General features: G+C 62.3%; 19 protein-coding genes. 3 read left to right on the top strand and 16 right to left on the bottom strand.

All coding sequences use genetic code 11. The features are described from left to right. Positions 1-48 precede the first annotated feature (48 nt). From serA to glmM, 5 genes are all read right to left on the bottom strand, one after another. On the bottom strand, positions 49-1,650 hold the full coding sequence (serA, locus tag AC1DX4_RS18900) for a phosphoglycerate dehydrogenase (protein ID WP_477221725.1): 1,602 nt from the start codon (positions 1,648-1,650) through the stop codon (positions 49-51). A gap of 60 nt (positions 1,651-1,710) precedes the next feature. After that, a complete protein-coding gene (locus AC1DX4_RS18895; RefSeq protein WP_477221724.1) occupies positions 1,711-2,886 on the bottom strand; it encodes a phosphoserine transaminase in 1,176 nt (391 codons plus the stop codon). 201 nt (positions 2,887-3,087) lie between these two features. Further along, complete coding sequence (locus tag AC1DX4_RS18890; RefSeq protein WP_477221723.1) at positions 3,088-3,861, bottom strand: outer membrane protein; 774 nt, start codon at positions 3,859-3,861, stop codon at positions 3,088-3,090. Positions 3,862-4,102: 241 nt separating this feature from the next. After that, positions 4,103-4,936: an outer membrane protein gene (locus tag AC1DX4_RS18885; RefSeq protein WP_477221722.1), complete on the bottom strand. Its 834-nt coding sequence runs from the start codon at positions 4,934-4,936 to the stop codon at positions 4,103-4,105. Positions 4,937-5,216: 280 nt separating this feature from the next. Next, a complete protein-coding gene (gene glmM, locus AC1DX4_RS18880) occupies positions 5,217-6,569 on the bottom strand; it encodes a phosphoglucosamine mutase (protein WP_477221721.1) in 1,353 nt (450 codons plus the stop codon). A 367-nt stretch (positions 6,570-6,936) separates the two neighbouring features. Between glmM and AC1DX4_RS18875 the strand changes: the two genes are divergently transcribed. Continuing rightward, entirely contained in the window at positions 6,937-7,776 is an 840-nt protein-coding gene (locus AC1DX4_RS18875) for a hypothetical protein (protein ID WP_477221720.1), read from the top strand. A 243-nt stretch (positions 7,777-8,019) separates the two neighbouring features. Continuing rightward, complete coding sequence (locus tag AC1DX4_RS18870) at positions 8,020-8,466, top strand: hypothetical protein (protein ID WP_477221818.1); 447 nt, start codon at positions 8,020-8,022, stop codon at positions 8,464-8,466. Positions 8,467-8,838: 372 nt separating this feature from the next. On the opposite strand, the gene ftsH is transcribed toward AC1DX4_RS18870, so the two are convergent. The 11 genes from ftsH to ybgC form a co-directional block, all read right to left on the bottom strand. Then, positions 8,839-10,764 carry an ATP-dependent zinc metalloprotease FtsH gene (gene ftsH, locus AC1DX4_RS18865; protein WP_477221719.1) on the bottom strand — a complete coding sequence of 642 codons (1,926 nt, stop codon included), beginning with the start codon at positions 10,762-10,764 and terminating at the stop codon, positions 8,839-8,841. Positions 10,765-10,887: 123 nt separating this feature from the next. Next, positions 10,888-12,285 (bottom strand): tRNA lysidine(34) synthetase TilS, encoded by a 1,398-nt coding sequence (gene tilS / locus AC1DX4_RS18860; RefSeq protein ID WP_477221718.1) that lies wholly within the window; start codon positions 12,283-12,285, stop codon positions 10,888-10,890. Positions 12,286-12,343: 58 nt separating this feature from the next. After that, positions 12,344-13,459 (bottom strand): tol-pal system protein YbgF, encoded by a 1,116-nt coding sequence (gene ybgF / locus AC1DX4_RS18855; RefSeq protein WP_477221717.1) that lies wholly within the window; start codon positions 13,457-13,459, stop codon positions 12,344-12,346. 179 nt (positions 13,460-13,638) lie between these two features. Then, the gene (gene pal, locus AC1DX4_RS18850) at positions 13,639-14,145 is read right to left on the bottom strand and encodes a peptidoglycan-associated lipoprotein Pal (protein ID WP_477221716.1); all 507 of its coding nucleotides are present in this window, start codon (positions 14,143-14,145) and stop codon (positions 13,639-13,641) included. A gap of 259 nt (positions 14,146-14,404) precedes the next feature. Further along, complete coding sequence (gene tolB, locus AC1DX4_RS18845; protein ID WP_477221715.1) at positions 14,405-15,715, bottom strand: Tol-Pal system beta propeller repeat protein TolB; 1,311 nt, start codon at positions 15,713-15,715, stop codon at positions 14,405-14,407. 39 nt (positions 15,716-15,754) lie between these two features. Further along, positions 15,755-16,912: an energy transducer TonB family protein gene (locus AC1DX4_RS18840; protein ID WP_477221714.1), complete on the bottom strand. Its 1,158-nt coding sequence runs from the start codon at positions 16,910-16,912 to the stop codon at positions 15,755-15,757. 7 nt (positions 16,913-16,919) lie between these two features. Then, positions 16,920-17,372 carry a protein TolR gene (tolR, locus tag AC1DX4_RS18835; protein WP_477221713.1) on the bottom strand — a complete coding sequence of 151 codons (453 nt, stop codon included), beginning with the start codon at positions 17,370-17,372 and terminating at the stop codon, positions 16,920-16,922. 11 nt (positions 17,373-17,383) lie between these two features. After that, positions 17,384-18,094, bottom strand: a complete 711-nt coding sequence (tolQ, locus tag AC1DX4_RS18830; RefSeq protein ID WP_027059218.1) for a protein TolQ — start codon at positions 18,092-18,094, stop codon at positions 17,384-17,386. 270 nt (positions 18,095-18,364) lie between these two features. Further along, on the bottom strand, positions 18,365-18,679 hold the full coding sequence (locus tag AC1DX4_RS18825) for a type II toxin-antitoxin system RelE/ParE family toxin (RefSeq protein ID WP_477221712.1): 315 nt from the start codon (positions 18,677-18,679) through the stop codon (positions 18,365-18,367). Further along, positions 18,669-18,944 carry a type II toxin-antitoxin system ParD family antitoxin gene (locus tag AC1DX4_RS18820; protein WP_477221711.1) on the bottom strand — a complete coding sequence of 92 codons (276 nt, stop codon included), beginning with the start codon at positions 18,942-18,944 and terminating at the stop codon, positions 18,669-18,671. Before AC1DX4_RS18820 ends, AC1DX4_RS18825 begins: the two co-directional genes overlap by 11 nt. Positions 18,945-19,001: 57 nt before the next feature. Then, complete coding sequence (ybgC, locus tag AC1DX4_RS18815) at positions 19,002-19,484, bottom strand: tol-pal system-associated acyl-CoA thioesterase (protein WP_477221710.1); 483 nt, start codon at positions 19,482-19,484, stop codon at positions 19,002-19,004. Between the two features lie 56 nt (positions 19,485-19,540). On the opposite strand from ybgC, the gene AC1DX4_RS18810 reads away from it, so the two are divergent. Further along, positions 19,541-20,791: a glycoside hydrolase family 5 protein gene (locus tag AC1DX4_RS18810; RefSeq protein ID WP_477221709.1), complete on the top strand. Its 1,251-nt coding sequence runs from the start codon at positions 19,541-19,543 to the stop codon at positions 20,789-20,791. Positions 20,792-20,800: the final 9 nt, after the last annotated feature.

The raw sequence follows: 20,800 nt of genomic DNA, 5'->3' as shown, positions 1-20,800 counted from the left end.
AAGCGCGACCGAGGCCGCGCCTTCTGATCTTTCATAACAAGCCAGGGATCAAACCCCGCCCACGTCGAACTGCAGCCGCTTGGCCGAGTCGATCGACTTGTGCGCCCGCACCTGCTCCAGCACTTTTTCCGGGAACGGTGCATCGAGATAGAGCAGCGCGATGGCGTCGCCGCCCGGCCGGTTGCGGCCAAGCTGGAAGTTGGCGATGTTGACGCCGTTCTCGCCGCACACCGTGCCGAGCAGGCCGATGATGCCAGGCGCATCAGCATTGGTGGTGTAGAGCATGTGCTGACCGACCTCGGCGTCGAGATTGATGCCCTTGATCTGGATGAAACGCGGCTTGCCGTCGGAGAAACAGGTGCCGGCGATCGAGCGTGTCCTGTGCTCGGTCTTGACGGTCAGCTTGATATAGCCGTCGAACACGCCCGACTTGTCGCGTTTGACCTCGGCGACGATGATGCCGCGCTCCTTCACCATGATCGGCGCCGACACCATGTTGACGTCGGCGACCTGCGGCCGGATCAGCCCAGCAAGTGCCGCACTGATCAGCGCGCGCGTGTTCATCGTCGCGGTCGAGCCGTCGAACAGGATCTCGACCTCGGTGATCGGATCCTCGGTGACCTGGCCGACAAAGGCGCCGAGCACTTCGGCGAGCTTGACAAACGGCTTCAGCCGCGGCGCTTCCTCCGCCGTGATCGACGGCATGTTGATGGCGTTGGAGACGGCGCCCTTGATCAGATAGTCCGACATCTGCTCGGCGACCTGCAGCGCGACATTCTCCTGCGCTTCCGCCGTCGAGGCGCCGAGATGCGGTGTCGCCACCACGTTCTCCATGCCGAACAGCTCGTTTTGTTCGGCAGGCTCGACCTCGAACACGTCGATGCCGGCGCCGGCCACCTTGCCGCTCTTCAGCGCCGCGATCAGATCGGCCTCGACGATCAGCCCGCCGCGCGCGCAATTGATGATGCGCACGCCCTTCTTCATCTTGGCGATTGCCCCGGCATCGATGATGTTGCGCGTCTTGTCGGTCAGCGGCGTGTGCAGCGTGATGAAGTCCGCGCGGGCGAACAACTCGTCGAGTTCGACTTTGTCGACGCCGAGTTCCTCGGCACGCTTGTCCGACAGGAACGGGTCGAAGGCGATGACATGCATCTTCAGGCCGACGCCGCGCGTTGCGACGATCGAGCCGATGTTGCCGCAGCCGATGACGCCCAGCGTCTTGCCGGTGATCTCGACGCCCATGAAGCGGTTCTTTTCCCATTTGCCGGCATGGGTCGAGGCGTTGGCTTCCGGGATCTGGCGTGCCAGGGCGAAGATCATCGCTACGGCATGTTCGGCAGTCGTGATCGAATTGCCGAAGGGCGTGTTCATCACGATGATACCCTTGCGGCTCGCCGCCGGGATATCGACATTGTCGACGCCGATACCGGCGCGGCCGATGACCTTGAGGTTCGTTGCGGCGTTGATCAGCTTCTCGGTGACTTTGGTCGCCGAGCGGATGGCGAGGCCGTCATACTGGCCGATCACCTCAAGCAGCTTTTCCTTGTCCTTGCCGAGGTCGGGCAGGTAGTCGACCTCGACGCCGCGATCCTTGAAGATCTGCACGGCAGTGGGAGAGAGTTTGTCAGAGACGAGAACGCGGGGCGCCATGGCGGCCTCCTTGAAAAGGGATTGTCGGGGAAATGGCGGCCCGCGGGCCGCCATGAAATCTCAGGCCGCCGCTTTCAGCGACGCCTTCTGCGCGGCGAAAGCCCAGTCGAGCCAGGGCAGCAGCGCTTCGAGATCTGAGGTCTCGACCGTCGCGCCACACCAGATACGCAAGCCGGGAGGCGCGTCGCGATAGGAGCCGATGTCATAGGCGACGCCTTCCTTGTCGAGCACCGAAACCAGCCCCTTGGCGAAAGCCCCCTGCGCGTCGGCGTCGAGCGCCGCGATATCCGGATCGGTGAAGGCCAGGCAGACCGAGGTATTCGACTGCGTCGCCCGCTGGACGGCGAGATGGCCGAGCCAGGATGATTTGCCGACAAAGCCATCGAGGACGGCCGCATTGGCATCCGCCCTGGCGACCAGGGTATCGAGGCCGCCAATCGATTTCGCCCAGTGGAGCGCATCGAGATAGTCCTCGACGCACAGCATCGACGGCGTGTTGATGGTCTCGCCCTTGAAGATGCCCTCGATCAGCTTGCCGCCCGATGTCAGGCGGAAGATTTTCGGCAGCGGCCATGAAGGCTTGTAGCTCTCCAGCCGCGCGACGGCGCGGGGCGACAGGATCAGCATGCCATGCGCGCCCTCGCCGCCCAGCACTTTCTGCCAGGAGAAGGTGACGACATCGAGCTTTTCGAAATCAAGCTTTTGCGCGAAGGCGGCCGAAGTGGCGTCGCAAATGGTCAGTCCCTTGCGATCCGCAGGGATGAAATCGCCGTTCGGCACACGCACGCCCGACGTGGTGCCGTTCCAGGTGAAGACCACGTCGCGGTCGAAATCGATCTTGGCCAGATCCGGCAACTCGCCATAGCCGGCCTCGATCTTGCGCACGTCGGCGAGCTTCAACTGCTTGACCACATCGGTGACCCAGCCGGAGCCAAAACTTTCCCAGGCGACCATGTCGACGCCGCGCTCGCCGAGCAGCGACCACAGCGCCATCTCGACAGCACCGGTGTCCGACGCCGGCACGATACCGATGCGGTAGTCTGCCGGGACCTGAAGGATTTCGCGCGTCAGCTCGATCGCCTGTTCGAGCTTGGTCTTGCCGATCTTGGCGCGATGGGAACGACCGAGCGCAGCATTCTTCAGCGCCTCGACCGACCAGCCGGGACGTTTTGCGCAGGGACCTGAGGAGAAATTGGGGTTTGCCGGACGGAGTCCGGGCTTCGTATGCGTCGTCATCGTGGTCTATCCTTCCAGATAGTGGCCCCTCGTTGGGGAGGGGTGGCCCACGGACGGCGATATGCGTTCAGGCTTCGGGCGTCAAGAGGAAATTTTTTGTCGCTGCCGGGATACCGGCGATCCGCGATCAGGATCGCGTGATTTCAAACGCAAACGGCGGACCGCAGGGATCCGCCGCCAAAATCCTGTTCGTCCCCAGGCCTACCAGAGATCGTAGCGCAGCCCGAGCTTGACCTGGTGATTGCTGATCCCCTTTTTGACCGGATAGGAGGTCAGGCTTGCGGCCGTGACATATTCGGCATCCGGGGCGGAGAAATATTGATAGCCCAGGTCGACGGAAACGTTCTTCGTCACCTGATAGGCCAGACCGGCATTCAGCGTATAGGCCAAGGAGTACTTGGTCTTGTCGTCACCCTGGACGAAATCGTCGGTGGGGTCGTTATTGTCGGTGAAATAGCTCGCCGAAAGCTTGTGCGTGCTCTGCACGACACCGACGCCACCGCCCACATAGGGCGTGATCCCGACATAGGTGCCAAGGTCGACATAGCCGTTGAGCATGAGCGAATACGCGTAATTCTTCAGGCTCGCCGATGCCACGGTGGCGGTTGCCGGCGATACGACGGTCAGTGTGTCGTCGTAACCAACGCCAATTTTGTTGCCGGGCAGATAGCCGAGATTGAGATCGGCACGCAGATAATCGTTGAAGTGATAGCCGAAGCCGATGCTGGCAAAGATTGGGTCTTCCTTGTCGCTGAAACTCGCCGGCGTGAAGGCGAAATCATCCTCCTTGAAGCTCTTCTGCGCCAGATAGGAGACGTCGCCGCGCAGATACCAGCCCGAGCCGACTTCGACCGGCACATAGTCGGGGGCCTGGTCGGTATAGATCGGCGGGTCATAGTCGGCGGCGAATGCGGGGGCCAGCGGCAAGACGCCAAGTCCGGCAAGCGCCAGCACAATACGCGATGTGAGTGTCATGGTCCCGACTCCCGGATTTGGCGACACCTGCAATGAACGCGGCAGCCATCGTTTCAAGGAGCATTGTTAACCATAGTGGTTAAGTCACGGTTAAGGCTAACAGAGCGTTAGCGAATTCATTCCAGCTAATGCATGACGCCCTGAATTGGCGTTCCTTTCCAGATACTTCACTGGCGACAGCTGAAACGAAAACCGCCCGGTCAAGCCGGGCGGTTCGCGTGTATTCCGGGCAGTGAAGGTCTTACTTGGTGTAGACCGGCTCGGGTTCGGGCTGGTAGGCAACCACCGGTGCGCTGCACCCATTGTTGCCGCCGAACTGATAGCGCAGGCCACCGCGCACTTCGTGGGTGTTGATGCCGCGGTCGAAGCCTGGGCCGGAGCTGGTCACATCCCACTCGAACATGCGGCCGCCCTGGATATGGGAGAAGCGATAGCCAGCATCGAGGATGACCTTGTCGGTCAGGCAGTAGGAGGCACCGGCCATCAGAGCGTAAGCGAAGCGCCAGTTGGATGCTCCGGGATTGGTCTCAGCGGTGTTCGGGTCGTAGACGGTATCCCACTTGACATGCGCGCCGCCGATACCGGCGCCGACATAAGGCGTGATGCCGTGCCAGGTGCCGATATCGACATAGGCGTTGGCGAGCAGCAACAGGGCGCTCATCTTCGACACTTCGACCGAAGATGTGAGGAGATCCGAGGTACCGCCGTTGAAGTTCGACTTGAACCAGTAGTCGGCGGTCACGTCAGCGCGCAGATGATCGCTGATCTTGTAGCCGACGCCGCCGCCGACCGAGAAGCCGCCCTTGAGCTTGCCGTAGTCGAAACTCTTGCCGCCCGGCGTCACCGTACAATTACAAGGATCGACGGTGTAGGTCATGTAGTCGATGCCGCGCACATCGGACTTGTGATAGTCGATGTCGCCACGGATATACCAGCCACCGATGTCAGCCGGCTGCTCGTAAACCGGCGGCGGTGCCTCTTCGACCTGCGGCTCGGGCAGGTCGGCTGCGAAAACTGGCCAGGCCAAGCCCGCGAACAGCAACGCGAACAGGGCCTTTCTTGCTGTATTGAACATGCTTGTCACCCCTAGGAACCCTCGGAACGGCGATCGTGTCCGAATGAGATTGGCTTTCAAGCGTGGATAATGAATTGGAAAAGTTAAAAGGCGTTTAACCCTGTCAATTAACCACGAATCTCTAAAATTCGAAGGATTCGGGGATGATTTCGACACCCAGGGGGTCGGTTCCGGTCAACAAAAAAGCCCGCCGGAGGGGCGGGCTTGGATGCAACCGGAGAGCGGCGGCGTGACGCCGTTTGGGCGCGCCGGTCGCGACACCCTTTGGGTGCCCTAGGGATCAGGCGGCGCTGCGGGTCTCCGAGATGACCTCGACGATGTCGTTGACGACGGCCTCGACCAGCTGCGGATCGTCGCCCTCGGCCATGACGCGGATCAGCGGCTCGGTGCCGGACGGACGGATAACCAGCCGCCCGGCCTTGCCGAGACGGTGGCGTGCATCCTCGATGACCGCCTTGACCGGCGCTTCCTCGAGCGGCTTGCCGCCGGCGATACGGACGTTCTTCAAGAGCTGCGGCACCGGCTCGAACTTCTTCGACAGTTCGCTGACCGGACGGCCCTGCCGTTTGATGCAGGCCAGCACCTGCAGCGCCGATACGAGGCCATCGCCGGTGGTCGAGAAATCCGACAGCACGATGTGGCCCGACTGTTCGCCGCCGACATTGAGACCATGCGCGCGCATATGCTCCACGACATAACGGTCGCCGACCTTGGTGCGGTGCAATTGCAGCTTCATGTCGCCGAGGAAGCGTTCGAGACCGAGATTGGACATGACCGTCGAAACCACGCCGCCGCCGGCAAGCCGTCCGCTCTGGTGCCAGGACTCGGCGATCAGCGCCATGATCTGGTCGCCATCGACGATCGTGCCATTCTCGTCGACGATCACGACACGGTCGGCATCACCATCGAGCGCGATGCCGATGTCGGCACGCACTTCGTGCACTTTCTTTTGCAGGCCGGCTGGATGGGTCGAGCCGCATTCCTTGTTGATGTTGAGACCGTTCGGCTCGACATTGATGGCGATAACCTCGGCGCCCAGTTCCCAAAGGGCGGCCGGCGCCACCTTGTAGGCGGCGCCATTGGCGCAATCGACGACGATCCTGAGACCCGAAAGCGACATCGAGCGCGGCAAGGTGCGCTTGGCGAATTCGATGTAGCGGTCATGCACGCCGTCGACGCGCTTGGCACGGCCAAGCCCGTCGGAATCGGCGAGTGCCAGTTCGATATCCTTGTCGAGCATGCTCTCGATGCGCTCTTCGATCTCGTCGGAGAGCTTGTAGCCATCCGGACCGAACAGCTTGATGCCATTGTCGTAATAGGGGTTGTGCGAAGCCGAGATCATGACGCCGATATCGGCGCGCAATGAACGCACCAGCATGGCGACGGCCGGCGTCGGGATCGGCCCGAGCAGGAACACATCCATGCCGGCGGCGCAAAGACCGGCCACCATCGCATTCTCGATCATGTAGCCGGAAAGCCTGGTGTCCTTGCCGAGAACGACACGATGGCGGTGGCTGCCACGCTGGAACGAAAGCCCTGCGGCCATACCGACCCGCATGGCGATTTCAGCGGTCATCGGAAACTTGTTGGCGCGCCCGCGGATGCCGTCGGTGCCGAAGTAATTTCCTGCCATGCTAGTTATAGTCCCTGACGGTTCTTTGCCGGCATCTCATGCCACAATTGGCCGATGCGCCATGATCACATTGTGTGATTATATGTTACCAATCCTTAGAAAATCATTGTTGTGCACTGCACACGACAGAGCCGCACTCCAACATGGCGGCATGTGGCACTGCAATATACCAGCTCGGCGAGCTATTCGACGCAGATGCACGCGGAAAATCTTGTTTTTGACCCGGTAGGCGACAACAACTTCATCACCTTATCGGGAGGAGCAAGCTTTGGGCGATATATACGCCACATAGCATCTGGCGCAACCGACCGCTGAGCGTTATTGATTCGCGGGGACGTATAATGGGCTGCTGCAACGGAGAAACGCTATGCTCATCCACCGACTTGCCACTTTGACCGGCCTTGCCGTAGCGACGTTGTTCCTGGCCGCGCCAGCCAACGCGTTGACGATGGCCGAGTGCAGCACGAAATATAACGCCGCCAAGGACGCGGGGACACTTGCCGGGGCGACCTGGAACCAGTTCCGCAAGGCACAATGCGGCACCGACGCCGCCGCCACCACGGACACCAAGCCGGCCGACACGAAGAAGGCAGCCGAAACCAAACCGGCCAAGACCACCAAGGCTGCGGCCGCGGCGGCTGACAGCACGGCCAAGGGCCTGACGGCCAAGGAATGCAGTGCCAAGTACCAGGCGGCGAAGGCTGCCGGCACGCTGAACGGCCAGAAGTGGAACGACTTCCGCAAGGCCGAATGCGCCGCTGGTGCATCGGCCGCCGCCGACACCACCAAGCCGGCAACCACCAAGGCCGCCGCGGCCGCCGCCGACGGCAAGGGTCTGACCATGGCCGAGTGCAGCACCAAGTACCAGGCTGCCAAGACGGCGAACACGCTGAAGGGTCAGAAGTGGAACGACTTCCGCAAGGCAGAATGCGGGGCCGGCGCCTCGGATGACGACAGCGTGCCTGCTCCGAGCGAAGCAAGCTACACCAAGGAGCCGGCAAAGCCGACGACGGTTGCGCCCAAGGGCGTCAAATTCCCGTCCGCGATCTCGGCGAAATATGCCAGCGAGACCCCCGGAAAGGGCCGCATGCACACCTGCCTCGACCAGTACTATGTCCTCAAGGACGCCAACGCGCTTGGTGGCCTGAAGTGGATCCAGAAGGGCGGCGGCTTCTACAGCCTGTGCAACGCCAAGCTGAAGAGCTGATCGACAGCATCATCTGAAAAACAAAGCCCGCGAGCCCAAGGTTCGCGGGCTTTTCGTTGCGTTGAAAAGCTCAATGGCCCTGCTTCCGCTACCGCGAAAGCCTTGAACCGATAGCGTGGTCGCCCCACGCCCGGCAGCCGGGTGCGGGAGGTCTTCTGGGTGAGGCAGAAGATTCTAGTTGAACATAAGAAGAACAAACAGTATACAAAAGATGTTCAATCTGTACTCGATATGGAGGGTTTGATGTCTGGCTTGAAATTGACGGCGCTGGCTGCAACGACTTTTATTGCCTGGGGTGCTATCCCGGGAAACGCAATGACGATGAAGGAATGCGGCGAGACCTATCGGACCGCCAAGGAAAGCGGCGCCCTGAACGGCATGGACTGGAACGCTTTCCGCAAGGATAAATGCGCAACGTCCGCTACGGGAAGTGCCGAGGCGAACACGGCGACACAACAGCCGAAGAAGGAAGCCAGCGCGGCGACCGCACCAACCGTAGCGCCGGGTGGCGTGACGTTCCCGACCACGCTCGCGGCCGAGTTTCAGGCCGAGAAACCCGCCAAGGCGCGAATGAAGACCTGCCTCCAAGGCTACCATAGCAACAAGGATGCAGGAACGTTGAGCGGCCTCAAGTGGATCCAGAAGGGTGGCGGCTATTACAGCCTGTGCAATGCCAAGCTGAAGACCTGATCGCCAGCAATAGCTCAACGAAGAAAGGCCCACGAGCCGCAAGGTTCGCGGCTTTCTTTGCCGAGCGATCTACACGTGTTTGCGCTGCCCCTCACCTGCCTGCCGGCATCCTCTCCCCGTATAGTGACGGGGAGAGGGGCGCTCTCATCTATAGTTTCGCCAATCACTAACGTCGCAAAAGAGCGCCGACGTTGCGGCAAGCTACTTTCTCCCCGTCACTATACGGGGAGAAATGCCCGGCAGGGCAATGAGGGGCGGCGCCGACTTTAACAATTGGCCGGCCCTTGGCTGGGCGAACCGCCGGCGATGCCGCCACAAACAAAAACGCTGCGGACAAAGCCGCAGCGTTTGTTGCACTTCTATCATGTCTGCTCAGCTTGACGGCTGAGGCTCCATGCCGCCCTCGGGCTCGGGGCCCTTCTTGCGGCGGCCGGACTTCGGCACGGCGGAGCCGCGGCTCGGCGGCGTGTCGTCGCCGAGGTCACGTGCGGGCTTGTTGCCGGCGATCAGCTGCTTGATCTCTTCACCCGACAGCGTCTCGTATTCGAGCAGGCCTTGCGCCAGCGTGATCCATTCCTTCTTCTTCTTGGTCAGGATGGATTTGGCCGAGACATAGGCCTCGTCGATCAGGCGGCGCACTTCGGCGTCGATGATCTGCGCGGTCTCTTCCGAGATGTTCTGCGTACGCGCCACCGAATGGCCGAGGAACACTTCCTCCTGATTGTCGCCATAGGCGACATGGCCGAGCTTGTCGGAGAAGCCCCAGCGCGTGACCATGGCGCGCGCCAGCTTGGTCGCCTGCTCGATGTCGGAGGAAGCGCCCGAGGTTATGTTCTCCTTGCCGAACTTGAACTCCTCGGCGACGCGACCGCCCATCATGATGGCGAGGCGCGAGATCATGTATTTGTAGCTCATCGAATAGCGGTCGCCTTCCGGCAACTGCATGACCATGCCGAGCGCCCGGCCACGCGGGATGATGGTGGCCTTGTGCAGTGGGTCGGCCGACGGCACGTTGAGCGCCAGGATGGCGTGGCCGGCCTCGTGATAGGCGGTCAGCTCCTTCTCAGCCTGGGTCATGGCCGACGAGCGGCGCTCGGCGCCCATCATGATCTTGTCCTTGGCGTCCTCGAACTCGGCCATGGTGACAAGGCGCTTGTTGCGCCGGGCCGCCATCAGCGCGGATTCGTTGACGAGGTTCATCAGATCCGCGCCGGAGAAGCCCGGCGTGCCGCGCGCAACGACCTTGAGATCGACATTCGGCGCCAGCGGCACGTTGCGTACATGCACCTTGAGTATCTTCTCGCGGCCGACGATGTCGGGGTTCGGCACCACTACCTGGCGGTCGAAACGGCCCGGCCTGAGCAGCGCGGGATCGAGCACGTCGGGACGGTTGGTGGCGGCGATCAGGATAATGCTTTCGTTGGATTCGAAGCCGTCCATCTCGACCAGCAACTGGTTCAGCGTCTGCTCGCGCTCGTCATTGCCGCCGCCGAGACCGGCACCGCGATGGCGGCCGACGGCATCGATTTCGTCGATGAAGATGATGCAGGGCGCGTTCTTCTTGGCCTGGTCGAACATGTCGCGGACACGGGATGCGCCGACGCCGACGAACATCTCGACGAAGTCCGAACCCGAAATGGTGAAGAACGGCACATTGGCCTCACCGGCGACCGAGCGGGCGAGCAGCGTCTTGCCGGTGCCGGGAGGACCGACCAGCAACACGCCGCGCGGTATCTTGCCGCCAAGGCGCTGGAACTTCTGCGGATCGCGCAGGAACTCGACGATCTCTTCCAAATCTTCCTTGGCTTCATCGACGCCGGCAACGTCCTGGAACGTGATGCGGCCGTGCGCCTCCGTCAGAAGCTTGGCCTTCGACTTGCCAAAACCCATGGCGCGCCCGGATCCGGATTGCATCTGGCGCATGAAGAATATCCAGACGCCAAGGATGAGGATCATCGGCAGCCACGAGATCAGATAGCCGAACAGCGAATTGGAGCCGTCGGCCTCTGGCCTTGCATTGATGGTGACGTTCTTGTCCTGCAGCCGTGAAACCAGCGAGGGATCGCCGGGCGAATAGGTCTGGAAGCCGGTGGAATTGTCGGTGTAGGTGCCGGTGATGCGAGCGCCCGCTATGGTCACCGTCTTGACCCGGCCGCCGGCGACCTCCTGCAGGAACTGCGAATAAGGCACATCGCTCGAAGCCCCGCGCGTCTGCGGCGTCTGGAACAGATTGAAGAGTGCGATGAGCAGGACCGCTATGATCGCCCAGAGCGCGAGGTTGCGATAGTTCGGATTCATCAATTGTCCCGTTGGCGTCCGCGGACGGACAGCATCATGAGAGGAAACTTGCGCCTAACATAGGGAGAGCGTCTCGCCTTGCCAAGCATAACAGCACGTCTGGGTTAAGCTTTCGACCAACCATCAATCGGCACTGTGGCCGAGCAATGGCAGAGCAGGCAGCGGCGGCGCGCCGATCAGCTCGGCGACGGCCCGCGCCGGCGCCAGATCGAAGGACGGCAGGAAGCGGGCAAAAGGCGACACGACCGGCCGCACCACGAACCCTGGCGACCTCGGGTTTTCAAGGGCTTGCTGGGATGTCGGTTCCGCAGCCAATGCGGCACACATCAGACTTGCCGGGGTCTTTCCATCATCGATCGCCACGCGCTTCGCTGCGGCCGCACCCAGCGGAGCGATCAACAATGCGTCTGACCTGTCGTTCAATGTGATGTGGCGACGGCCATCCCAGATGGTGCTGTCCACAACTGCAGCGGCGGGCGGCAAACCCCGCGCCTCGCGGCGCAGGAAGATGCCGGCACGCCGAAAATCAACCACGGTCCGCGACAATGTGGCGCAAAGAAAGCCGGCCTTCAGCCGATCGAACAACGCCTCGCTGCGCGCCTGGTCCGGAAGAAAGGCAGCGCCTCCGGCGGTGGCCAGCAAAATACGCAACGCGTAGATGGCCGCCTGATCGTCGCCGGCCGAAAGCAGGCGCGGGTCGAGGCGGATGAGACCCGTGGTCGGCTGGTTGGCGAAGCGATGGATCAGATCGGCGGCGCCGGCGCCAAGCTGCCTGCGCTCCACGGCGGCCTGACCGGCGAGCAGCAGCCTGCCCTCGATGGACTCGACACTCTCGCCGGCAAGCGCGGCGCGCACACGCGGCCGCTCGAAGGCCACGTCGGTGTTGGTCGGATCATCGGCCCAGCCGACATGGTCACGCCGCAGGAAATCGCGAAGTGCTGAGCGCTGCGTGCCCAGAAGCGGGCGAGCGATCCACTCGCGCCAGTCATAGAGGGTGGCCGGCGCCATGCCGGCAAGCCCGCGGCCTGCCATCTCAGCAAGCCCCCGGCTTGCCATTTCGGCAAACTCTCGGCCCTCATCCCGCGCCTGACGCATCAGCACCGTCTCGGCCTGGTCGTCGGCGGTATGGCCGGTGACGATGAGCCCGATGCCTTCCGCGCGCGCCGCTTCGGCCAGCAGCCGGTAGCGCGCTTCCCGCGCCGCCGCCGGCAGTCCGGTCGATGGCTTGCTTCCGGCCCAGGCCAAGGTGCGGTGGGCAATGCCGCGCTCGGCGCAAAGCTTCGCCACGGTCTGCGCCTCGGCCGCAGAACCTGGTCGCAGGCCATGGTCGACCGTCAAGGCCAGCAGCTTCACGGACGGCGCGGTTCGATCGAGATGCAGTTTGAGAAGGAGAAGCAGGGCGGTCGAGTCACTGCCGCCGGACACGGCCACAACGGCGCCGTGGGTAAAATCGATATGCGAAAAAAGACTCTTCGTATCGGAAAGAAGGCTGGTCGAAAGATCAGGCTCAGTCGCGAGCATCAACGCATGTCACTCAAAAGTGGTCCCGGTTTTGGGACTGAGACATGCGTAGGAAAAATCAGCACGCAGCCAGGGCCTTCTCCTGCTTGACGCGTTCCTTGAGTGCATTGGAGATATCGGGGTAGCGCTTGCCGACCTCGCTGAAGGTGGCGCAGGCGACATCGTGTTGCTTGAGTCCGACCAGCGACACGCCTAGCTTCAAGAGCATGTCGGGTGCCTTCTTGGCCTTCGGGTAGTCCTTGCTGGCGGCGAGGAAGACTTCGGCCGCGTCGCGGTATTTCTGCTGGCCAAGCAGCGATTCACCCAGCCAGTAGTGCGCGTCCGCCGTCTTCGCATCGCGGGGGAAGCGCGAGATATGATCGCGGAAACCCTGTTCGGCGGTGCTGTAATCGCCCGACAGGATGAACTGATAGGAATTGCGGTAGAGCTCTTCGGGGTCCTTGGTGGAGGGCAGCGCCGCGACGATCGTGCCATTGGACTTGCCGGCCTTGGCCGGAGCGCCGGTGGCAGGGGCCGCATCTTGCGCCGGCGCAGTTGCCTGGGTGTTGCCGCCGGCATCGATCACATTGCCGTTCTTGTCGACGGTGATCGAGCCAAAAGTCTTTTCCGGCGCTCCCGTGCCGGGGATCACCTTGCCGGGATCGCCATCGGGTGATTCGACGATGACATCCTCAACCGTCTTGCCGCCGGTCGACTGATCGCTGCCGGTAGCGGCGCCGGCATCAGCCGGCGCCTGGGTTGCCGGGGCCGCGGCCACGTCGGTGTTGGTGTCGGTGGTTGCGTCGGACTTCTTCTTCGGTGCCGCCGGTGCCTGTCCGCCCTGCGAGCCGCCTTCCAGCTGCTGGAAGCGGAACTCGTTGTCTTCCTGCTGCTTGCGGATCTGCTCCTGCATCTGCAGGACCTGGAAATTGAGTTCCTCGATCTTGCCATTCATCTGCCGCAGCTGGTCTTCCAGGCTGGTGACGGCAGTAGGATCGGATTGCACCATCTGGACCTGATCCGGCTTCTTCTTTTCACCGAAAAGGCTGGGCAGCTCGATGCTGGGCAGATGGAAGGAAAAGCCGCTGTCGGTTGATTGCCCTGTGCCGCTGGCCCCCAGGCCGCTAGCCGGGGCGGTGACGCCTGATAGGAGCAGCAGCGCAAGCGTGCCGCTCAGAACCGATCTCAAATGCATGTGCCTCTCGCCGTGTGTCGTTGGTCTGTTTCGCGCCTTCCAACCAGAGTGGGACCAGCCAAGCGCCCTCGGCTCATAGCAGGGCGCGAGACTTCGGCCAAATTTTGTTTCAGGCATCAGGATATGAAAAAGGCGGCCCAAGGGCCGCCTTTCGCAAAGCTGTGTTGTATTTTTGCCGATCAGGAACCAGCGCCGCTAAGCGTAGTAACGGCGCGGCGGTTCTGCGACCAGCAGGAGATGTCGTCGCACACAGCGACCGGACGCTCCTTGCCGTAGGAAATGGTCTTCAGGCGGCTGGAAGAGACGCCCTTGGAGACCAGGAAGTCGCGTGTGGCGGCGGCGCGGCGGGCGCCGAGCGCCAGATTGTATTCGCGCGTGCCGCGCTCGTCGGCATGGCCTTCGACGACGATGGCATACTGCTTGTACTGGTTCAGCCATTGCGCCTGGCGCGCAAGCGTCTGCTGTGCGTCAGCCCGGATCGAGGTCGAGTCCGTATCGAAGAAGATGCGGTCGCCGATATTGACGGTGAAGTCCTGCGCCGAACCGGGCGTTGCAGCACCGGCGCCGTTGAGGCCAAGGTCAGCGGCGTTGTTCGGCGTCTTCTTCGAGGCGCAACCGGTGATGGCGAGCAACGCCACCAGCGCGATCATGGCCGGGTTTCTGGTAAGTGCTGCGATACGGCCCATGCCGCCTCTCCTTCGTATTTCGAGTGATCGTATTCGAGTGATTTCGTTGATCACCCAGTAACCACGTTTGGGTTAACCGGCATTCAAGAAACACGGTTAAAATTTGGTTTAGGCTGGTTTAGGCTGCCCGTCCGCAACCTCTTGATCCGAGGCCACAGTTGGCGCGGACCCTAGGCGGAAATACGGCCAAAACGCGACCAATGCATGGAAAAGGGGCCGAAACGGCCCCTTTTCAGCATGTGTGGCAATTCAGCCGAACCTATTCCAACAACGGCGACCAAGCCGGGTCCGAGGCGAAGTTCGCGGTCGGGATCGGCTGCTCGTTGCGGCCGGTGAGGTCGACGGAAACCAGTTTCGGGCCGCCAGCGGAGTCGCGGAAGAACATCAGCACGCGGCCGTTCGGCGCCCAGGTCGGTCCTTCCTGCTGGAAGCCGGACGACAGGATGCGCTCGCCCGAACCGTCGGTCTTCATGACGCCGATCTGGAACTCGCCGCCGGTCTGCTTGGTGAAGGCGATGAGGTCGCCGCGCGGCGACCACACCGGCGTCGAATAGACGCCGTCGCCGAAGGAGATGCGGGTCTGGCCCGAGCCGTCGGCGCCCATGACATAGATCTGCGCACGGCCGCCGCGGTCGGAGGTGAACACCACCTTGCTGCCGTCGGGCGAATAAGAGGGCGAGGTGTCGATGGCGGTCGAGTTGGTCAGCCGCGTCGTCGAGCGGCTGCGCAGGTCCATGGCGAAGATGTTGGAATTGCCGTCGTCGCGCAGCAGGCTCATGATCACCTTCTGGCCGTCGGGCGAGAAGCGCGGCGCAAACGTCATGCCGGGGAAATTGCCGACCAGTTCGCGCTGCCCGGTCTCGATCTGCAGGAGATAGACCCGCGGCTGGCCGCTTTCGTAGGACATGTAAGTGATTTCCTGCCGGTTCGGCGAGAAACGCGGGGTCAGTACGATCGACTTGCCATCCGAGAGGTAGCGGACGTTGGCGCCGTCCTGGTCCATGATGGCCAGGCGCTTCTTGCGCGCGTTCTTGGCGCCGGACTCGTCGATGAAGACGACACGCGTGTCGAAATAGCCCTTCTCGCCGGTCAGCCGCTCATAGATCGCGTCGGCGATGATGTGGGCAACGCGGCGCTGATTGGCGTCGTTGGCGAAGAACTGCTCGCCCGCCATCTGCTGTCCGGCGAAAGTGTCCCAAAGCCGGTACTGCGCACGGATGCGTCCATCGGCCTCCTTGCTGACACTGCCGGTGACCAGCGCCTGGGCGTTGATCACTTTCCAGTCGTCGAAGCGAGGCGCGGCGTCCGGGTTCGTTATCTTTTCGATGAAGGCGCTCTTGTCGATCGGCGCGAACAGCCCGGAGCGCTTCAGATCAGCGGTGACGATCTGGGAAATCTGGGCGCCAAGTGCATCGCCGCCCTGGAAATCCGTGATGGCGATCGGCAGCGGCTCGACATTGCCCTTGTTGACGTTGAGCTCGACGAGCGCCAGCGCCGGCAGCGTGCCGACAGTGGTCATGCCCATCGCCATTGCTGCGATCATCAGGAGCGGCTTGAGGATTGATTTCATGTCTTCTCGCTTCTCATACTGATTTTCGGATGTCAGGGCCTAGAGGCCCAGCATCTCCCTTGGGTCGAAGGTGACCCTTATGTCGTTCCAGATGTCCTGCTTGCCGGCAGGAACCTGCAGGCCAGCCACGTCGCATTTCTGAACCGCGCGCACCGCGCTTTCATCGAACTGCCGGTTACCGCTCGACTTTTCGACGGACGGTCGACCATCGAGCTTGCCGGAGTTGTCCAGGTTGAAGCGCACGACGACGACGAAATCCTCCGAACCTTCCAGCCCGACCGGCAAGGTCCAGCAACCGCCCAACTGACTCTCCAGCGCGCCCTGCTCCGACTTCGACAGCTTCTGGCCCTGATCCTTGTCGCCACCGAGCGACGCCTGCTGCGTCGAGCGCTTGGCGCCACCGCCCGACGGCTTCTGCTTGTCGAGGAGTGCGGAGATCTCGTTGGCGTTGAACTGCTTGTCGTCGGACTTCGGCTTCGACGACGCTTCCTTGACCGGCTTTTCGGCATCCTTGCGGTCCGGCGCCTTTGCGCTTTCAGCCTGTGCCGGCTGCGGCTTCGGCCGCGCTTCCGGCGCCGGCGCCGAACTCGGCAATTGCGTCTCTTCGGTGGGCGGATCCTTGGCTATGGCCTCAGCGACGGCATCCGGCTTGACCTCGGGCGTCGGATCGATGGCAGCGGTCTTGTCCTGTGGCGGCGGGGTCGGCGCTGGCTTGGCCGGCGTCGGCTTGGGCTCGGTCTGCTTGACCGGCTCAGGCTTGACCTCTTCCTTGGGCGTCGGTGCCGGCGCCACTTCCGTCGCCGGAATGGGCTTCGGCTTTTCCTGCGGCTTTGGCACGTCCTCGGTCTTCGGTGTTTCCTTTGGGGTCGGCGCGGGTGGTGGGGCCGAGGTCGTATCGACGGGCTTCGGCTTGGCTTCCGGCGTTATCGGCTTGTCGGTGTCGACGCTGTTTTCGCCGACCTTCTGCGAAGCCGGCACGATATCCGGGCGCTGCGTCGGCAACGGCGCCGGCTTTTCATGCATCACGGCCTTCTTGTCACCCTGCAGCGTCTGCGCAATGGCTTCCATCGGCACGATCTCGACCGCGACCGACTCGGCATCGGCGGACGGAAGCGCGGCCGGCGCCGTCAGCGTGAACAGGCCGAAGGTCAGCGCCGCCGTATGCAAGATCACCGATGTGGTGAGGCCGGTCTTCATCGCGCGTCTACTGATCCTGTTCCTGCAGTGAAACCAGACCGATATTCTTGTAACCAGCCGCCGAAATGCGGGCCATGACCTTCATCGCAGTGCCATAGTCGGTGGACTTGTCGCCACGGATGAAGATGCGCTCTTCATAGCCGGTCTTCGAGATAGCCTGCAGCTTGGCCACCAGCTCATCGATCGGAATTTCGGTTTCCTGGAGAAAAATCTTGCCGGAGGCATCGATCGAGACGGTGATCGGCTGCGTGTCGGCATTCATCGCCTTGGCCTGCGTGTCAGGCAGGTCGATCGGCACGCCGACCGTCAGCATCGGCGCCGCGACCATGAAGATGATCAGCAGCACCAGCATCACGTCGACCATCGGCGTGACGTTGATTTCCGACATCAATGCGTGGTGACGACCGCGCCGCCGGTGGCCGCGCCCGCCGCGTCCTCCCATGCCTACGGACATACCCATCTCGTTACTCCTCAGGCCTTCGGCGCGACTTTTTCATCGATTTGGCGCGAGAGTATGGCGGAGAACTCGTCGGAGAACCCTTCCATGCGCACAGCGATCTTGCTCGCATCCGATGACAGCTTGTTATAGGCGATGACCGCCGGGATGGCGGCGAGCAGGCCGATGGCCGTCGCCAGCAGCGCCTCGGCGATACCGGGCGCAACCACCGCCAGGCTGGTGTTCTTGGAACCGGCAATGGCCTGGAACGAGGTCATGATGCCGATGACCGTGCCAAACAGGCCGATGAAGGGGGCGGCCGAACCGGTGGTGGCGAGGAAGCCGAGGCGCCCCTCCAGCTTCTCCATCTCGCGGGTCAGCGCCAGGTCCATCGCCTTGTCGATGCGGGTCTGCAGCCCGAGTGGCGTCTTGGCGCCCTTCTCGAAGCTCTTCTTCCACTCGCGCATGGCGGCGACGAAAATGGCGCCCATGCCTGATGTCTTGCGGTCGGCGAGCGTGCGGTAGAGCTCCTCCAGCGACTGCCCCGACCAGAAGACCTGCTCGAACCGGTTGAGCGCCAGCCGCATGCGGCCATAGGAGACGAGCTTGTCGACGATGATCGCCCAGGTCCAGACCGAGGCGCAGAGCAAGCCGATCATGACCAGCTTGACCACCCAGCTGGCCGAAAGGAACAGCGACCAAACCGACAATTGCGCGCCCGGATCGGCGAGTGCGATATTTTCCATCGTTACGTCCTTAAGATTTTCCGGGCAAAGCTGGCGGCTGGCCCATGGCATCCCTTGTGGTCGGTTCGCACGAAGCTACCGGAACAACCCCAAACTGTGCCGTTAGCGGCCTTTTCGGGGCAAATATTGGTGAAAGGAAGGCGCAGGATCGCGCCAATCTTCGCCAATCTCTTCATGAACCGTTATGGTTAAGGATGGGTTAGTAGATAAGGCGCGGCGCATTGCCGCGCCCGGCAGTGGGGCACAGGCATAAGATTTGTGCCGATGTTGTTAGGAGTCGGTTTCGTCCACGTGGTGGGTGGGGTAATCCTGCCCGCCATAGAGGACACGCAGGATGAGCACCTGCTCTTCGTCGACCCGGAACAGGATCGACACGCGCCGTTCAAAGCCGACGACCCGAATCCCAGGTCCGATGGCTTCGCGAACGATGCCACGTTCCGGGAACGTGGATAGCGCCATGCACGCCGCCTCGATGCGGTCGATGTAGCCCCCGGCACGCGCGGCGCTGCTTTCCTTTTCGATGTAGTTGTAAATGGCAAAGAGGTCGGACCGCGCCGAGGGTCTGAAGACGACCTTATGCGTCACGCTTGGCGGCCTTCATGCGGTCCGCATGGTGCTCGCGCAATGCCTTGAACACGTCTTCGGCCGAGATGTCCGGGCGCGGATCGTCGAGAGCTTCCTGCACCTTGGCCCGCATAATGGCGGTGATGACCTGCTCCTCGCGGTCAAGGGCGCGAAGCGCGGCACGCATGACTTCGCTCGCGGATTCGTACGCTCCCGACGCCAAGCGAGTGTCGACGCTGCTCTGCTGGCGTCCGAGCGTCACGCTTATGGGCTTGCTGGTTCTCATGGCGATTTGTTTCCTTGTCCTCCCAAATAGCACAATGTATGACACTGTCATACCACTTTAATCAGCTGAAGCATGAGACTTGGGCATAAAGGCTGCCACCCATTCCTTGGGAAAGCGTCTTGGCCGGCCATTCTCGCCGATGATCGCCGCCTCGACCCTGGCCTCAACCAGCACCTCGTCGCCGCGCTTGAGCTGCTGCGCCATGAAAATGCGCGCGCCGGAAATGCTGTCGGTGCGGGTGTCGACGGTCAGGATGTCGTCGATGCGGGCGGGGATGCGGAAGTCGATCTCCATGCGGCGCACCACCCACACGATCTTCTCGCCATGCTTACCGTCGGCGAGTTCCGTGTGATGCACGCCGGTGAGCCTGAGATAGTCGGAGCGGCCACGCTCGAGGAATTCGAGATAGCGCGCGTGGTAGACGACGCCCGAGAAATCGGTGTCGGCATAATAGACCCGCGCCATCAGCCGGTGGCCGAACGTCGTCAGTGCGCCGGAAAGCCCGGCCAGCAGCGTCGCCGATTCACCATGATCGCCCATTGCGCTTCCTTTTTCGGTCTCGACGAGGCACCTGTCCTCACGTGACATGGCATCGGATGGCACTGTTGACGGCGATGATCAAGGGTTTGATGGCGGCGCTGCTTGTGCTGTTGGCTTTGGCGTGGCCCAGCCAGGCGGCGACATTCTCGATGAAGCGCGGCCTTAATCTCGACCAGTGGGTCACCTGGCCAAGCGAGGACAAATGGGGCGACGCCAAGGCGATCTTGCCCTATCCGGAATGGCGAAAGTTCCTCAAGGAGGACGATCTCAAGGCACTCAAGGAAGCGGGCTTCGATTTCCTGCGCATGCCTGTCGACCCCTCGCTCTTCCTGTCCGACCAGACAACAGCGTTGCGTGATGACCTCTATGCCAGCGTGCTGGATTCAGTGCGCATGATCAACCGCGCCGGCCTGAAGGTGATCGTCGACATGCATCTGATCCCGGCCGGCGGCAGCCGCAAGATCGGCATGGCTGAGGTGATGGACGATCCGCAGACCTTCGACCTCTACGTCGACATGGTGCGCAAGATGGGTCGCACTTTGGCTGGCGAAGATCCCAGACAAGTCGCCTTCGAACTGATGAACGAACCGATCGTCGATTGCGACAGCGACGGCACCAGCCTGTGGCCGGACCGCCAGCAGAAATTGTTCGCCGCGGCCCGTTCCTCGGCGACAAAACTGACGCTGGTGCTGACCGGCGCCTGCTATTCCGCCGCCTCGTCGTTGGAAAAGATCGATCCCAAGGCGATCCCCGACGACAATGTCATCTGGACTTTCCACTCCTACGATCCCTTCCTGCTCACCCATCAGGGCGCGACCTGGGCCGGCGACTTCATCCCCTATGTGACCGGCCTGCCCTATCCGCTGACCGCGGTGCCGAAGGCGCAGCTCGATGTGACGCTCGACACGATTCGCGCCCGGATCAAGGCCGAGGCGCCCTGGACACGGCAGAGCGGCCTGCTTGCCTATCTCGACGAGCAGGTCGCCAGCATGGACAGCCCCGACAAGCTGCTTGGCCTGATGGATGCGCCGTTCACGAAAGTTGATGCATGGGCGAAGGCCAACGGCATCAAGCCGGAAAACATCACGCTGGGCGAGTTCGGCATGATCCGCCAGGAATACGGCAATGCCTATGTGATGCCCGCCGAATACCGCGCCGCCTATGTCAAGGATATGGCCGCCCGCGCCGAGGCGCACGGCTTCTCATGGTCGGTGTGGAGCTATGGCGGCGCCTTCGGCATCGTCGACGCATTCAACGGCGACAAGGCCGAACCCGATGTGATGGACGTGATCCGGTCACTTTACTGAGAGCTATTC

The organism is Mesorhizobium sp. P3_A8, assembly GCF_056402995.1.
The sequence above is the reverse complement of the archived record's forward strand: the minus strand, read 5'-3'. Positions and strand labels throughout refer to the sequence as shown.